The following is a 15,792-nucleotide window of genomic DNA, read 5'->3' on the forward strand; positions in this document are numbered from 1 at the left end:
GTCGTGGAACCTCCCCCGGGGATAAACTGACGCCGGTCAACGACATCCGCAGTTGCCCGGCGCCAGCGATGTTATTCCTTCAGCGCTTCCTCTCTCGTCGCTCTGATCTGTGGCAGCGTGATCAGGACGATTGCGATCGCTGCGACCGCCAGCAAGGTTGCCGAGAGCGGCGAAGTGAAGAACACTGTTGCATCGCCGCGCGAGAGCAGCATGGCGCGGCGGAAATTCTCTTCGATCTGCGGTCCAAGCACCAGACCGAGCAGCATCGGCGCCGGTGGTAACTGCAGCTTGATGAGCAGATAGCCGAAGATGCAGAACAGCGCAGCTTCGTAGACCTCGAACGTGTCGTTCTTCAGCGAGTAGACGCCGATACAGCAGAACACCATGATCGCCGGGTAGAGGTACCGATAAGGGATGGTCAGCAGCTTCACCCAAAGCCCGACCAGCGGCAGGTTCAGGACCACCAGCATGAGATTGCCGATCCACATCGACACGATCAGGCCCCAGAACAGTTCGGGGTTCTTGGTCATCACCTGCGGTCCTGGCTGGATGTTGTGAATGGTCATCGCACCGACCATCAGCGCCATCACAACGTTGGAAGGCAGACCCAGCGTCAGTAGCGGAATGAATGATGTCTGCGCGCCGGCATTGTTGGCAGATTCGGGGCCTGCCACGCCTTCAATAGCGCCCTTGCCGAACTCCTCCGGACGTTTCGAGAGCTTCTTCTCCACCGTGTAGGATGCGAAGGAAGAAAGCACCGCGCCGCCGCCGGGCAGAATGCCGAGAACGGATCCGATCAGCGTTCCTCGAACGATCGCCGGCGACATCCGCTTGAAGTCGTCGCGCGTCGGAAACATGCTGGTGATCTTTCCGTTCATCACCGTACGCGCTTCCTGCGGCTCGAGGTTCTTCACGATCTCGGCGAAACCGAAGATGCCCATCGCCAGCGGCACGAAGTCGAGGCCATCGAACAACTGCGGAAGATCGAAGGCAAAGCGTTGCGTGCCGGTGTTGACGTCGGTTCCGGTGAGGCTCAGCAGGGTGCCGAACAGGATCATAGCCACGCCTTCGATGAACGGCCCGTTCGACAGCACCGTCGCTAGCAGCAGGCCGAGGATCATCAGCGAGAAGTATTCCTTGGGTCCGAACTGCAACGCGACCGACGCGAGCGGAGTGGCAAGTGCGGCAATCGCAAGCGTCGCCACGCACCCGGCGAAGAACGAACCGATAGCGGCGGTCGACAGCGCGACGCCCGCGCGGCCCTTCCGGGCCATCTGGTAACCATCGATCGTGGTGACGACCGAGGAAGATTCGCCGGGCAGGTTCACAACGATGGCGGTTGTCGATCCGCCATACTGTGCCCCGTAGTAGATGCCCGCCAACATGATCAGCGCCGCATCCGGCGACAGCGCGTAGGTGATCGGCAGGAGCATGGCGATGGTCGTCAACGGACCGAGGCCAGGCAGTACGCCGATCAGGGTGCCGAGCAGGCAACCGACGAAGGCGTAGGCGAGGTTGGACAGCTTCAGTGCTGTTCCGAACCCGATGGCGAGATGTGTGAAGAGGTCCATTTGCAACGACTCTCGCCTATCGAAACCAGACTGGCCAGACGGGGAACTGCAGGTTGATCCCGTAGACAAAGACGCCCAGGCAGAAGATCACCAGCACGATGGTGTTGATGATCGCGCCGCGCCAGCCGAACTCCGGACTTGCGAGGCTTGAAACGATGATCAGCAACACAAGCGCGCAAACGAGCCCGAGCGGATCAAGTGCAACTCCGAACAGGACCACCGAACCCGCAATCCAGAACAGTCCCTTGAAATCCCACGGCTCCAGCTTCTCGATTGTCGCTCTCGGCGACACCGCGGAGATGATGATGCCGACGCTGACCAGCGCCAGCAGGATGCTGACCGTCTTCGGAAAGAAACCTGGCCCCATCCTTCCCGCCGTGCCCGTCACGTAGTTGAACGAGGTGAAGAAGTAGAAGGAGGCGGCTGCAAGAAAGAGCACGCCCGCCCCAAAAGCGCGCTGGTTACGGATCACCACTGATGCAACTCCCTCATCTTGGAACTTTTGATTGACCGCGTTGCGTTCATCGAAGCCTGCGCGGTATCGATCGTCATCGACAACGATCGCGTCGCGTCGGCTGAGCAATCGTCGTGCCAGTCGCGCGATATGCTGCGTGGCCGGGAAACAGCCCTGCAATCAGTCAACTAGGCGGGGTGCCGGATTGCGGGCGCGCAAGGAGCGGCGGAAACATGCCAATCAAGCCACGACAACACGCGGATATCCGCTAGTAGGCCCTGCAGGTGCTGCGTGCGCGCACGGCAACCTACTGCGTTGCCTGCCGCCAGGCAGTCGCCGCCAAGAGGTTCGCGATTCCTACTACGCGTTCAGTGCGCTTTCACTCGCTTGGCTACGAGGCGAAAGCAGGGGCCCATACGATCGGTGGCAGTTAAAGCCACCGGCGCTCGTTGACTTGCAAGCGGCACGACGTATGGGTCCGGCTCTGCGCCGAAGCGCTGCCCCTTCGTGCCGCCTGTTGGCTTGGCCGGGACCATATGATCGAAGCTAATCTCATCTCAATGGATACAGGATAGCCACCACCGCCGATGTGGCTCTTCAGCTGTGAACTGACACTTACGCAGAGAAGCGGAAGCATTATCGTAGGTGCGGTGTGGGAAAGATGGTAGCGGTCCCCCGCTACCAACGATTTCTCGCTTTCATTCGACTTGGACAAGTTTCTCAGCTAGGCAGCGCGTCGAGCCGGCCTGCTATTTGCCACAGCCAGCCACCTGACACGTGCGGGATCCTGGATCACCGCGACGGTGATCGCCCAAAAACGGTGTGATTATTCGCGAGCGAATTGGTGACGAAAGCCTTCGGCTTCCAAGGCGCAGCCGAATGCCACTAATGTTGCTTCCGCTCCAGGTCTCGCGACAACCTGGAGCCCGAAGGGGAGACGATGGCTCCCTTGCGGAGCTGGAATCGACAGTACAGGGAAACCGACGAGCGACACGATGAAGGTTATCGCTAGATAGTCGATGATTGTGGGCAGCTCCGTCCCGTCGATCGAAAGGATGTCGGACATCTCGTTCGGCCAGGGAAGCACTGACGCGGCGGGCGCGATCAACAGATCATGGTCTGCAAAGAAAGCCCTGAAGTTGCGATAAAGGCGACCGCGAATTTCTTCAGCGTTCAGATAGTCCTGTGCGGAAATGCGATCGCCTTGCGCGACATTCCACGCCGCCGTTGGCGTAAGGCGGTGGTCGGAAGTGTTTACCGCAGCCCGGTAGGAATGACACACATGCGCAGCCCGTAGCGTCTTAAATGCGGCGATCGCCCCACTGCAATCAGGTGAAGCGACAACAGCCTTCTCCCCACAGCTCCCGAGGAACTCGAGTGCTTCCTGAAAGCGCTCGCGTACGTCCGCAGAGACCGGTGCGATGCCGAAGTCATGAGTTGCCGCAATTCGCAGCCGTCCCACAGCTTGTGGCGCGTCCGAAACGGTGGACGTCGGGTCATCCGGGTGCGAGCCGGTCATCGCCGTCAACATCAAGGCGCAATCGTCGACGGTTCGCGCCATGGCGCCATGGGTTGCGAGTGTGTCCCAGGCGAGCTTCCGACCCGGAGATGGGATGCGTCCCGGCGTCGGTCGAATGGCGACGGCGCCGCAGAAGCTCGCTGGCGTGCGCACCGATCCGCCGAAATCGGTGCCATGTGCGAGCGGCACCATGCCGCTCGCGACCGCGACAGCCGAACCGCCCGAAGAGCCGCCCGACGTCAGCGTTCGGTCGAACAGATTGCGGGTCGGGCCGCAAAGCCGGTTCTGGCAGACGGCTCCGAAGCCGAACTCCGGCGTATTTGTCTTGCCGACGATGATCGCACCGGCCGCCTTCAGGCGGGCGACCACGAGATCGTCGGTCTGTGGAACATGTTCGGCGTAAAGGAGTGAGCCATACGTTGTGCGCAAGGACGCAGTGTCCACAAGGTCCTTCACGCCGATGGGCAGGCCGTGAAGCAGGCCTCTTGCATCTGCCGGAATTGCGTCGAGGCGCTCCGCCTCCCGATGTGCCGCGTCTGCATCGATCGTGATGAAGGCCGAAAGATCGGGGTCTAGTTTTTCGATCCGATCGAGATGCGCGTCGAGGACAGCTTGTGCACTCAGGCGGCCAGACCTGAGTCCGCTCACAAGTTCAGTGGCCGTCTTGAGCGGCAGGGTAGCGTCAGCCATTGCATTCGCCTATGCGTTCGCCGAATTCACTGAGCGGACGCCGATTTCCTTGAAGATCGTCGTGAGGTCGTCGTCATCGCGCGTGTCGCCGTCGGGTTTGATACGCTCCTCGATTTCCTCGAGGTGATGTGCCATGGCGTGAATTGCCGCCGTCTTGTTCCGCGCGAGGACAAGGCTGCCGATGTCCGGGTGAGCGTCGGGCGAGCAATCCGGCGATCCCGGCCGCTCGAAAGTTGCGATCGCCAGCGACGTTCGAAGCATCAGCTCGCGCGTCATGTCGAGCAGAACGCGATTGCCCGCCAGCTTGGCGATCAGGATGTGAAAGTCCGCCGTCAGCGACAGGGATGCCCAGCGATCGTTGCGGTCGTGACCGGCCTCGCGCGCCATATGGGCCTTCAGCTCCGCCCGGCCGTTCTTGTCCAGCAGGTCGATCGCGGCACTCACCGTGGCCGCCTCGATCACGCGTCGTGCTGCAAACATCTCACGCGCTTCGTCCCAAGTCGGCCGATACACAAAGGCCCCGCGGTTGAGGAACTGCATAACGATCTTGCGCGAGGCAAGATGCGCGAGCGCCTGCCGGATATGAATGCGCGTGGTGCCGAGCGCCTTGGCGAGGCGATCTTCGCCGAGTTTTGTGCCAGGCTTCAGCCGCTTTTGACTGATGGCCGTAAGGATGCCCTGGACGACCGGATCGTCGTCCATATTGCGCGGATCGAGAAGCGGCGACGACGGTCCTGCGCGCTTCCGCTTGCGCTTCACTGTATGAGTTCGCTTCATGCCTTCGATCTTGCGAATCCGTCGCCGATATTGACACCGATCGGCGCGAAGTTCCTGCTCCAAATTCGCGCAGCTAGTGACAACAATTTAGCCACTCCATTGGCGCCAATAATTGGCGCCAATGTCTGCCGACAGCAAAATCAAGGAGATGGCCGGCTCGTCGCGTTGGCATGGCGATTGCACCTGGCTCTTCCGAGAGGGTGTGATGGCAAGTGTGTTGCTGAGTGGTGTGACAGTTATGCGGGACGGGACCTCGCCGGTTACGTCCGAGCGGCATGATGTCCTGATCGACGGCGATCGCATCAAGGCCATCGAGCCAGCGGGCACCATCGGGCAGGCCGACGAGCGCATCGCAGGCGGCGATCTGATTGCGACGGCCGGTCTCATCAACGGTCATCTTCATTCCTGGGACCACTTCATCAAGGGGCGGGTCGAGAACCTGCCCATGGAAGTGATGATGGCGCATCTGCGGCCGGTCGTGCCATTGCCGGTGACCGCCGACGAGATCTACCTGCGGACAATGATGACGGCTATCGAGTCGTTGCGGACCGGTGCGACGACCATCGTCGACGACATGAGCCTAGGTCAGACCTTCGACCGCAGCCATGTTGAAGCTGCGCTTCAGGCATACGAGGACTCGGGCCTGCGCGTCTATCTCGGCTTCTCGATGATCGACAAGCCTGTGGTTGATAGCTGGCCGTTCGTCGAGGAAAGCTTCGCGCCGGATACCCTGCAATGGTTGCGCGGCCTGCCGCGGCCGCGAGGCGGCGCGCTGCTCGAACTTGTGCGCGATCTCGCGAAAACACACCACCCGCGCTCGGCGCGTGTCGGTGTCATCGTGGCGCCGTCCGCACCGCAGCGCTGTACGGATGATTTCCTTCGCGCATGTCGCGCGCTTGCCGACGAACTCGATCTGCCGGTCATCGTGCATGTCCTCGAAACGCGAATGCAGGCGGTCACCGCCGAGCTTTTCTGGGGCAAGAGCATGGTCGAGCATCTCGACGCGCTCGGCTTCCTGAAATCGGCCACGGCTTTGGTACATGGCGTTTGGCTTTCGCCGCGCGACCGAGAGCTGATCGCGAAATCCGGCGCGAGCGTTCAGTACAATCCGTGGAGCAACGCGTCGATAGGCTCGGGCGCGGCGGATTTTCGCGCGCTGCGTGATGCCGGTATCAATGTCAGCATGGGATCGGACGGCTGCGGCGTCACGTTCACATGCTCTATGCTGTTGACCTTGAAATTCGGAGCCGGGATCGGCCGCATACGAACGACGGATCACCGCGCATGGCCGACCGCGGCCGAGATCTGGGACGCCGCGACTATCGGAGGCGCACGGGCGCTCGGGCGCGAGCACGAAATCGGCCGTCTTGCTCCGGGATACAAGGCCGATCTGGTTCTCTACCGGAAATCGAGCATGCCGATGGTTCCCTTGAATGTGCCAGTCCGCCAACTTGTTCACGGCGAAGCCGGAGCGGGGATCGATGCGGTTGTTGTTGACGGGCGAGTGGTCATGCGCGATGGGCGCCTGACCACGGTCAATGAAGCCAGTCTCATCGCAAAATTCAAAGCGGCACACGAAAACCTTCTGGATCGCATCTGCGCCTCCGAGGCGTCGTCGCAGCCTCTGCTCGAGGGGCTTGAACGCATCTACGAGCGCTGCCTGTCGCTGCCGATCAGCTCGGACGTCACGCGCGGTGTCGTCGGCGATTACGTTACGACGGGCTGCTGCTCATGAGCAACACACGCGGTCATGCGCTCGCGCTCGAAGGTGTCGGGCATGCCTTCGGTTCAACGATCGCGCTGGAGGACGTCAGCCTCTCGATTGCGGCGGCAGAGCTGATCGCGTTGCTCGGGCCATCGGGGTGCGGCAAGACCACCATGCTGCAGATCATTGCGGGCTTCCTGCGACCCACGAAGGGTGAGGTGCTGTTCGATGGCAACCGGGTAGAGCGCATTCCGGCTAACCGACGTCGAATTGGCATGGTGTTTCAGAACTATGCCTTGTTTCCGCATCTGAGCGTGTTCGAGAACGTCGCCTATGGCCTGCGTGCGCGCAAGACGTCGAGCGCGATCGTCAAGACACGCGTCGCCGAGATGCTCGATCTCGTCCAAATGGGGGGCTTCGCTTCGCGGTTGCCGGGACAGTTATCCGGCGGACAACAGCAGCGTGTTGCCCTTGCACGCGCGCTGGCTATTGAGCCAGGGCTCGTCCTGCTCGACGAGCCGTTCTCGGCGCTCGACAAGAATCTGCGGCTCGATATGCAGATCGAAATCAAGAGTCTCTTGAAAGGCTATGGCGTCACCTCGATCATGGTCACGCACGATCAGGAAGAGGCCCTGTCGATGGCGGACCGGATCGTCGTTCTCAACAAGGGGCGCATCGAGCAGATCGACGCGCCCGATGCACTTTACGACCGACCGGCAAGCCTGTTCGTCAACAGCTTCATCGGACACGCCAATTTCTTGCGGGGATCTGTAACGGCGGACGACTGCGTGCGGCTCGCCGCAGGGCCGGAAATCCGCCTGGCGAAGTCCACACAGCATTGTCGTGGCAGCGCCGTGGTGCTCTCAGTTCGGCCGGAGAATATCTCCCTTGTCGATTCCAATAAGCCGGGTGCGATCCCGATAACCGTTCGCGCGACGATGCCGCTCGGATCCGTCAACGTCGTTGAGGGCGTCACGCCTACAGGTGAGGCCGTCAAGATTAATCAGGCTCGGTTGTCGTCCATCGCCCATGCCCGGGTCGGATCCGGCGCATGGGTCGCCATCAACGACATGACCGCCGTTGGCGTGTTCAGCGCGCCTGCGGAGACCTTTTCTGTGAATGGAGCAAAGGAGTTCTGATATGAACCTCTCTCGACGCGCGTTTCTCGGCAACTCGGCCGCTTTGGCTGCCGGCATCGGCTTCTCCGACATGTCCCACGCGGCAACTCAGATCGTCGCGACCACATATCCGGGCAGCTTTGATGAAGCCTTCAAGGGCGTCGTCGGTCCAGCTTTCGCGAAGTCAAGTGGCGGAAGCGTCAGCTTCACGCCGTTGCTTGGCGTTGATCAGATCGGAAAAATCCAGGCTTCGCGCAACGCACCGCCCTTCGATGTCGTGCTGTTCGATGAGGGTCCTCTGGTCCCGGCGATCGAGAGCGGCGTCCTCGAGAAGTTTCCTGCCGAGAAGTCCAAGGGTTTTGCCGACATCCCGCAAGCTTTCCGTCACCCTGACGGCTATGCACCGGTCATCACCGTCCAGCTCATCGGGATCGCCTACAATCCCAAGAAGGTCAAAACGCCGCCGACGTCCTGGGAAGACTTGTGGAAGCCCGAGTACAAGGGGCGTGTCGGCATCACGGGTCTCGGCTCCAGCCTCGGAACTGCGTTCATGGTCGAAATCGCCAAAATGAATGGCGGTTCGGAGACGAACATCGAGCCGGCATTCGAGGCGATGAAGAAGTTGCTGCCAAACGTCGGTGCGATTGCGGCCTCGCCTGGTGCGCTGGCCGCCCTGTTTCAGCAGGGCGAGATCGACATCGCATTCAACTACTGGAACAACGTGGCACTGCTCGCCGCGAAGGGCGTTGATATCGCGTTTGCCAGTCCAAAGACCGGCGCCGTTGCCGTTCGTTCCAGCGCACAGATCGTCAAGAACAATCAGGCCCCGAAACTGGTCCTCGATTACCTCGACGCGGTCATGTCCTTCGAAGTGCAGAAGGCGCTTGAAGCCTCACCATGGGTGATGATGCCCACCAACAAGAACGTACCACTCACCGGCGCCAACCTGACTGTGGCGAAGAGCGTGGACGATCTGGTAGCAAAGAGCGTGCTGCTCGACTGGACAAAATTCCAGCCGCTGCGCGGCGAATGGATCACTCGTTTCACTAAGGAAGTCCGCATCTAGCAGTTTGCGATGTCCGGATCCGCCACGCATGAGCCGAGACAATTGCTGCCAGCATTGCCGCTGGCGGCGCTGTTCCTCGCCGCCTTCGTGCTGCCGCTCATCGTGCTTGTCTTCATCAGCCTGTTTCGTACTCCGCAGTTTCTGGAACTGTCGCCGATTCAGTATGTGAAGTTTTTTCGCGATCAGTTTAGCGTAACGGTCCTGCTGGAGACGCTACTGCTTGGCGCCGAAGTCGCCATGCTATCTCTCTTGCTCGCGTATCCGATCGGATTGGCTTATCTCGGCAGCGGGAAGATTGGGCGTGCGCTCATCACGTTCCTCATCATACTTCCACTGCTCACGAGCTCGGTGGTGCGCACTTTTGCGTGGATCGTTATCCTGGGACGCGATGGCATCGTGAACTCGACGATGCTGACGCTGGGGTTGTGGGATAGTCCAGCGCGCCTGCTCTACACATGGGGCGGTCTGGTTGTCGCCCTGACGCAAATCCAGCTTCCGCTGATGGCGCTGCCGGTGATCAACAGCTTGCTGCGGCTCAATCCAAACCTTGTTAAAGCCGCAGAAGGACTCGGAGCGGGGCGCTTTCGCATCTTTTTCACGGTGGTGCTTCCGCTGACGGTGCCGGGAGCCATCGCCGGGTGGCTCCTGGTGTTTGCGGCGGCCGCGACGGCCTTCATCACCCAGACGCTCGTCGGCGGCGGCCGCATCGTCCTGATGCCGTCGTATATCTATCAGCAGGCCGTCGGCGTGCAGGACTGGCCGTTCTCGGCAGCGCTGTCGCTGATCTTCACGGTTGCAGTGATCGGAATCGTGTTCCTGGTCGGTACAACCTCGCGCCGCTTCGCACGGGGTATCGATGCAGTCTAGCCTTGCCGATCGTTTCTACGACGCCGCCGTCCACGCACTTGCCGCATTCGGCATGCTGCTTCTGCTCGCGCCGACGTTCGTCGTGCTTGTGATCTCGTTCACCGGCGGCATCACGTTGAAGTTTCCTCCGTCGAGCTGGTCGCTACGCTGGTACCTCGAGCTGCTTCAATCCCGCGAGATCATCGAGCCGGCGCTGACCAGCTTGAAAGTAGCGGGACTTGCAACCTTGCTCTCGACGATCCTCGGAGGTGTGGCCGCCATCGGTCTCGCGCGCAATCAGTCGAAGGTCGCCCGCGTTCTCGACGCACTGTTCATGTCGCCGATGGTCTTGCCTGCGATGGCGTTCGGCTTGTCGCTTCTGCTGGTATTCAATGTGCTTGGAATCCGGTTGTCGGTCGCGACGCTGGTGCTAGGCCATACGATCATCTGCGTGCCGTTCGTCATTCGCATGGTCGGTGCATCGATCCAGCAGCTCAATCCGATCCTGATCACCTGCTCGCTCAGTCTCGGGGCGAGCCGCTGGTATACGTTTCGCCGGGTCACGTTGCCGTTGATCAAGCGCGGTATCCTCGCCAGCGCCTTCGTAGCTTTCCTGTCATCGTTTGATAACGTTCCCGTCTCGCTGTTTCTCGCCGATGCTCGGACCGAGGTTCTGCCGATCAAGCTCTGGGCGATCCTGGAGGGCAGCCTCGACGTGCGTGTTGCCGCGATGTCCGGTGTGATCGTCATCGTGACGCTCATCGGCCTGATCTGCGCCGAGGCTTTCGGCGGCGTCACGCGGCAGGTCGGAGCCCGCTGACCATGGCAATCGTTAGGAATCTATGCGGTTACGGGCGCTCGAGGCCGGACATCATCTGGCCGAACGGCGCCCGGGTGGCCGTTTCCCTCGTCGTGAATTTCGAGGAGGGGGCGGAACTTGCGATCGAGCAAGGCGATGCGGAAACCGAACGCCTTGGTGAGGTCGTCTCCGTATCTCCACCGGGCGTGCGGGATCTCGTGCAGGAACAGGTCTTCGATTACGGTATGCGCGTCGGGCTCTGGCGGTTTCTCGATGCGTTCTCCGAAAACAAGATATCGTCGACCTTCATGATGTGCGGTCGTGCCGTCGAGCGCGTTCCGGAGCTGGCGCGCGCTGTGATCGATGCCGGGCACGAGCCTGCCGTCCACGGTTGGCGCTGGCTGGCTCATTCCCTGTACACCGATCCTGAAGTCGAGCGGCGCGACATCGAAAAGACGCGCGACATCATCGCCGGGGCCAGTGGCGTGATGCCTATCGGTTTCATGACTCGCGGAAGCCAAAGTCCGTGGACGCGCGACCTGTTGACCGAACTGGGCTTTACCTACGACTCCAACGCGCTCGACGACGATCTTCCCTATTGGAGTAAGACCTCGACGGGAAGGATGCTCATCCTTCCTTATGGTTTTGACACCAACGACATGAAGTTCTTCCATCCGAACGGCTTTGTGCGTCCGGAGGACTTTTCGACATATGTCGCGGCCGCGCTCGCGACACTGCTGGCGGAAGGAGAGCGGGGGCGTTCGGCGATGCTCACGGTCGGGTTCCATCTGCGGATCTGCGGTAGGCCTGCGCGCTTTGCCGCTGTTCAAGCGATTCTGGATCTTCTCTCCTCCTGCGGCGAAAAGGTCTGGATTGCGCGCCGGAGCGATATAGCGGCACACTTCGCCGCCAACAGCAAGAACAGCGCGCCCTGACCGGCGAAGCCAGCGAGAGCAGAGAAGAGCGTGATCGCGCAGCGCAAACGTTTTGGCATGATAACGCTGTTTCGAACTCCGTGCTCGGGCCGGCAACGTGCGCGCGGCGAAAGTTCGTCGAACGGACATCGACCAATCGCGCAAGGATTTTGTGCCCTTCATCCGCACAAGGGATCGATCGGCGGAGGCCTCGATGCAGCCATCGTGAGACATCCAAAGCTGAACAAGCATGCGCAGTATCCTGCTGATTAATCCAAACAGCTCCGCAGCAACGACCGACATGATGGTCGGCATCGCCCAGGCGACTGCAGGGCAACAATGTCGCGTGACGGGCGCCACGGCGCGCCGCGCGCCGGCGATGATCGTCGATCCGGTTGCACTGGAAGCGGCTGCCGACGAGGTCCTCGAGATTGCCGCGTGGAACGATGGCAGCTATGACGGTTTTCTCATCGCGGCGTTCGGCGATCCCGGCCTTTCAGCGATTCGCGCGCGCTGCCGCACGCCTGCTGCCGGCATCGCCGAGTGCTCTATTTGCGAGGCGGCTGCGGACGGCCGTCGCTTCGGTATCGCAACGACGACGCCGGAGCTGCGGTCGGCCATCGATCAGCGCGTAATGGCGTCAGGTTTTGCGCGGCAATACACGGGGCTCCGCCTAACCTCCGCAGATCCGATCGATCTGGTGAACGACAGGCATCGGCAGCGGGAGGCGCTTGCGGAAACCGTGCGCCGTTGCATCGAGGATGACGGCTCGCAGGCAGTCATCATCGGCGGCGGTCCGCTCGGGGAAGCAGCGCGCGATCTGCAGCATGTGTTCGCTGTCCCGATCATCTCACCCATTCCTGCGGCGATGCGATCAATTCTTAATAGTCTCTAGAGCTTTCGGTTGAGTTGCCGACGCGGGTGGATCTGGCCGGCCTATCAGCCGCCCCGGCATGACCATTCCAGTATCTCGTGATCCAGCTAGGCCCGTCTTCGGGACCATTCATTTACTTGAAGACTCTGTTGCAACTGCACAAACAGCGCAGGGCATCGCCGTACGATCGATGACGTTGAAATGGGAAGCAGAAGCGCATGGCGGCCTGGACGGACGCCGCTCTTATTCCATGAGTACGATCATGTGTCCGTCCGGGTCGCGGATGGTCGCTGCTTTTCGGCCGTCCTTCAAGGTCGCCATGCCTGGTGACACAAACGTCACGCCTTCTGTCTCGAGCCGTCCGACAAGCGCATCGAGATCGTCAACATTGTGAATTTGGCGCGCGGAAGCCACATCATTGGCACGGACCTCCGACGTCGAGGTTCGGCCTGGCGGTCTCCGGTAATGCAGGAGCTCCACATGCGGCGTGACCCTGGATGCGGGCTCGAGTGCCACCACATCGAGCTGGCAATCCCTCAATCCATCGAGGCGATCCTGCTCGACTCCCGTGTTCAATGACCGGGCACCGACCTTGAAGCCGAGCAGTTCCGTGTAAAAGGCAACGCTGCGACCAACGTCCATGGTTGCGATGGCCGTGTGATCGTAACCGACAATGCCCGAAGCGGTTTTGCCTTGCCATTGCGGGTCGCCCACGCCTCGAGGAAAGAAGATCAACTCCAGCGGGTGGCCTTCGGGGTCGCGGAACTTGAACGCAGTCACGCCGCCGGTATTGGCTGGCAGCCGCACTGGTGAGCCCTTTGTGATCACCCCAGGCGAGCCGCCCGTCAGCCTTTCCCAGAGGCTCGTAATGTCGCCACTGACGAGCGCGACATGCTGAAACCATTGATCGTTCGAGGCTCGCTCGGAAGGGTATTCCAGTCCCGGCGGATCGAACGCCACGAGCTTGATCACCTGCTGTCCTATCGCGACATCGGCAGCACGCACCACCGTGCCTTCCTTGAGGCCGAGCAAGCAGTTCCAAGCCGGGTCCAACGCCTGCTCAGGTCCAACCTCAAGCCCAAGCAAATTACGGTAAAAAGCGGCTGTTCCCGCCAGATCGGCTACCGTCACGCTAACCTCGATAAGCTGCGTTACCGGCATTGCGGCGTTGCTCTCTACTTGAAATCGCCGGGCCTGGCCCCGGCCCAAATCTCGGGATCGAGTTGCACAATCATGAGCGCACAGGGCTCATCGCCGAGCGTGCCGGAGCGATGTCCCACGCGGCCTTGCGCATCCGGCTTCGCGTCCTGATCACCGCCGAAAGCGACTTCACCAGGTCCCATCTCAACGTGGGCGCCGTCCGTCGAGTCTACGAACCAGCGGCCCGACAAGACGGAGATCCATTGAGGCTTCGGATTCTTGTGCCAGTCCCCATTCCAGCCGCGCGGAAGAATGCTGAATAACAGGCTGTTCTGTCCCACGAGGAGGTGATCGTTCCACTGGGAGGCCGCCTTGCCGCCCATGCCTTGCCATTCAAAGCTGGTCAGCTTGCAGCGAACCTGGTGGGTGACACCCTCATTGTCGGCCCACAAATGCCAATAGCTGATCGTCGGAGTTTCAGGATTTATCATTCACTGCCTCTCGAGGATGCGGTGATCTCATGACAAGACGAGCGCGGAGACCCGCTCGATCTCGCCGCCCAACGTCTGGATGAAGCCACTCTGGTACATGACAAAGATGAGCCCGCCCACCAGTCCGAAATTCTTCAAGAAATCCCAGATATGCGGATAGCCCTCGCTCTGCGGTGACCAGAAGCGTGGATAGGTCCAGAACGTGTGATAGACGATGCCGGTGATGACGCAGTAACCGGCGAGAACGAACGCTGCGATGCCGTCATAGACGCCAAAAATGATCATAGGCGGCGTGAACAATTCGATGATCATGGCGAGAATCAACAGAACCGGGCCGCCGGGAAGCCAGCCTGATTTCGCCTGCTTCAGCGCATTGTCCCAATTGATGATCTTGTCGATGAAGCTGAATGGGAAGATACAGACGATGAAAATCCGCGCCAGTATCGGCAGAGCGTCATTGATCAGCCAGTCCATCGATAGCTCTCACCTTCTGTGAAGACGGCGCGGGTCACAAATCCTATGTGAGTGTAAGCTGAGGGACGATTGGCGTCTTCGTTCTGACTTGTAACGATTTTGTTGATTATTGGACTAGTGTCGTGGTTCAGAAATTCGCTCCATCGCTTGCCGCGACTCCGAGGAGCGAATTTCTGAACCATAAACGACACTAGAATTATGATTTTGCTAGTGTCCTTATCGTATCCGAAGTTCACTCTGAGCATGCTGCGAAGTATTGCGAACTTCGGATACGGGACACTAGCCTTGGAGGCGGTCGCAGCTAAATGGTCTCTGACGGGCCGGCGGGATGAGGACAGTGATGGCACATACTCCCCATCAACTCGACGGGGCGACGTTCATCGTCCATCGCGACGACTTCCACGCGGTGCTTGGCCCCGGCCCTCAACGATTGGTCTTGACGCAGACGACCGCCCATGAAGGACCGGTATATGTCGCCTCGGAGCATGCGCTCTATTTCACCACGGTACCCGAGCCCGGGTTCAAGAACGTCGCCATACGGCGCCTGCAGCTGCAGGGTGAAGAGTTTCCTTTTGAGGCACAAGCGCTCGATACAGTTCGGTGTCCCTCGAACATGGCGAACGGCATGACGCTTGACCGCGACGGCCACCTTGTGATCTGCGAGCAGGGCACGCGCGAAACGCCGGGACGCATCAGCCGCATGGACCTGAAGGCGCGCGCGACCGAGACCGTGGTCGATCAATGGCGGGGACTTCACTTCAACTCGCCGAACGATGTCGTGGTGAAGAGCGATCGCACTGTTTGGTTCACCGATCCAAATTATGGGGAGGTCCAAGGCTTCAAGGGCGTGTCGGAGGTCGGTGCTTACGTCTATCGACATGATCCCGCTACGGGCGAAACCGCGGTTGTCGTGGACGGCTTCAACAAGCCGAACGGGCTTGCCTTCTCGCCGGACGAAGCCGTCCTCTACGTCACCGATACCGGCGCTAATCAGGCTCCGGGCACCTATTTCGCCGGGCTGCCGCATCATGTCCATGCCTTTGACGTGCGCGATGGCCGTCGCTTGCATAACGAACGCCTGTTCGCTGTCGTCAGCCCCGGTGCTCCCGACGGCATCAAGCTCGACCTGCAAGGTCGCGTCTACACGTCATCGGCGACCGGTGTGCAGGTGTTCACGCCGGAGGGCGATCTGCTTGGCGAGATCGTGGCCCCAGGCGTAGCCAATTTCACCTTCGGTGGGCCGGACAACGATGTGCTGTTGATTCTCGGTGACACGCAGATCTGGCAGATCAAGCTTCAGGTGGCCGGCGTTCGGACGTCCTGACGTACAAAAGACGGGTTTGCTTTCAAGGCT

General features: G+C 60.6%; 15 protein-coding genes. 8 read left to right on the forward strand and 7 right to left on the reverse strand.

Annotated features, from left to right (window positions below):
- Positions 1 to 71: 71 nt before the first annotated feature.
- From RCO31_RS11030 to RCO31_RS11045, 4 genes are all read right to left on the reverse strand, one after another.
- On the reverse strand, positions 72 to 1,571 hold the full coding sequence (locus RCO31_RS11030) for a tripartite tricarboxylate transporter permease (protein ID WP_308968369.1): 1,500 nt from the start codon (positions 1,569 to 1,571) through the stop codon (positions 72 to 74).
- 16 nt (positions 1,572 to 1,587) lie between these two features.
- Entirely contained in the window at positions 1,588 to 2,046 is a 459-nt protein-coding gene (locus tag RCO31_RS11035; RefSeq protein WP_308968370.1) for a tripartite tricarboxylate transporter TctB family protein, read from the reverse strand.
- Between the two features lie 805 nt (positions 2,047 to 2,851).
- Positions 2,852 to 4,234 carry an amidase gene (locus RCO31_RS11040; RefSeq protein WP_308968371.1) on the reverse strand — a complete coding sequence of 461 codons (1,383 nt, stop codon included), beginning with the start codon at positions 4,232 to 4,234 and terminating at the stop codon, positions 2,852 to 2,854.
- A 9-nt stretch (positions 4,235 to 4,243) separates the two neighbouring features.
- Positions 4,244 to 5,011: a GntR family transcriptional regulator gene (locus RCO31_RS11045; RefSeq protein ID WP_308968372.1), complete on the reverse strand. Its 768-nt coding sequence runs from the start codon at positions 5,009 to 5,011 to the stop codon at positions 4,244 to 4,246.
- A 205-nt stretch (positions 5,012 to 5,216) separates the two neighbouring features.
- Between RCO31_RS11045 and RCO31_RS11050 the strand changes: the two genes are divergently transcribed.
- The 7 genes from RCO31_RS11050 to RCO31_RS11080 all read left to right on the forward strand — a co-directional run bounded on the left by RCO31_RS11050 (position 5,217) and on the right by RCO31_RS11080 (position 12,354).
- Positions 5,217 to 6,746, forward strand: coding sequence for an amidohydrolase family protein (locus tag RCO31_RS11050; protein ID WP_308968373.1), 1,530 nt, complete (start codon positions 5,217 to 5,219; stop codon positions 6,744 to 6,746).
- Positions 6,743 to 7,855: an ABC transporter ATP-binding protein gene (locus RCO31_RS11055; protein WP_308968374.1), complete on the forward strand. Its 1,113-nt coding sequence runs from the start codon at positions 6,743 to 6,745 to the stop codon at positions 7,853 to 7,855. Before RCO31_RS11050 ends, RCO31_RS11055 begins: the two co-directional genes overlap by 4 nt.
- Before the next feature lies 1 nt (position 7,856).
- On the forward strand, positions 7,857 to 8,900 hold the full coding sequence (locus RCO31_RS11060) for an ABC transporter substrate-binding protein (RefSeq protein ID WP_308968375.1): 1,044 nt from the start codon (positions 7,857 to 7,859) through the stop codon (positions 8,898 to 8,900).
- Positions 8,901 to 8,909: 9 nt separating this feature from the next.
- The gene (locus RCO31_RS11065) at positions 8,910 to 9,767 is read left to right on the forward strand and encodes an ABC transporter permease (protein ID WP_308968376.1); all 858 of its coding nucleotides are present in this window, start codon (positions 8,910 to 8,912) and stop codon (positions 9,765 to 9,767) included.
- Positions 9,757 to 10,566 carry an ABC transporter permease gene (locus RCO31_RS11070; RefSeq protein WP_308968377.1) on the forward strand — a complete coding sequence of 270 codons (810 nt, stop codon included), beginning with the start codon at positions 9,757 to 9,759 and terminating at the stop codon, positions 10,564 to 10,566. Before RCO31_RS11065 ends, RCO31_RS11070 begins: the two co-directional genes overlap by 11 nt.
- A gap of 197 nt (positions 10,567 to 10,763) precedes the next feature.
- Positions 10,764 to 11,480 carry a polysaccharide deacetylase family protein gene (locus RCO31_RS11075; RefSeq protein ID WP_308968378.1) on the forward strand — a complete coding sequence of 239 codons (717 nt, stop codon included), beginning with the start codon at positions 10,764 to 10,766 and terminating at the stop codon, positions 11,478 to 11,480.
- 229 nt (positions 11,481 to 11,709) lie between these two features.
- Entirely contained in the window at positions 11,710 to 12,354 is a 645-nt protein-coding gene (locus RCO31_RS11080; protein ID WP_308968379.1) for an aspartate/glutamate racemase family protein, read from the forward strand.
- Between the two features lie 222 nt (positions 12,355 to 12,576).
- Here RCO31_RS11080 and RCO31_RS11085 read toward each other — a convergent pair whose 3' ends face one another.
- The 3 genes from RCO31_RS11085 to RCO31_RS11095 are packed head-to-tail and all read right to left on the reverse strand — an operon-like array spanning position 12,577 to position 14,438.
- Complete coding sequence (locus RCO31_RS11085; protein WP_308968380.1) at positions 12,577 to 13,464, reverse strand: VOC family protein; 888 nt, start codon at positions 13,462 to 13,464, stop codon at positions 12,577 to 12,579.
- A 44-nt stretch (positions 13,465 to 13,508) separates the two neighbouring features.
- On the reverse strand, positions 13,509 to 13,964 hold the full coding sequence (locus RCO31_RS11090) for a cupin domain-containing protein (protein ID WP_308968381.1): 456 nt from the start codon (positions 13,962 to 13,964) through the stop codon (positions 13,509 to 13,511).
- A 27-nt stretch (positions 13,965 to 13,991) separates the two neighbouring features.
- On the reverse strand, positions 13,992 to 14,438 hold the full coding sequence (locus RCO31_RS11095; RefSeq protein ID WP_308968382.1) for a DoxX family protein: 447 nt from the start codon (positions 14,436 to 14,438) through the stop codon (positions 13,992 to 13,994).
- Between the two features lie 340 nt (positions 14,439 to 14,778).
- Here RCO31_RS11095 and RCO31_RS11100 point away from each other — a divergent pair, with 340 nt between their 5' ends.
- Positions 14,779 to 15,762: an SMP-30/gluconolactonase/LRE family protein gene (locus RCO31_RS11100; protein WP_308968383.1), complete on the forward strand. Its 984-nt coding sequence runs from the start codon at positions 14,779 to 14,781 to the stop codon at positions 15,760 to 15,762.
- Positions 15,763 to 15,792 lie beyond the last annotated feature (30 nt).

Source organism: Bradyrhizobium sp. LHD-71, from assembly GCF_031157255.1.
Taxonomy (GTDB): domain Bacteria; phylum Pseudomonadota; class Alphaproteobacteria; order Rhizobiales; family Xanthobacteraceae; genus P52-10.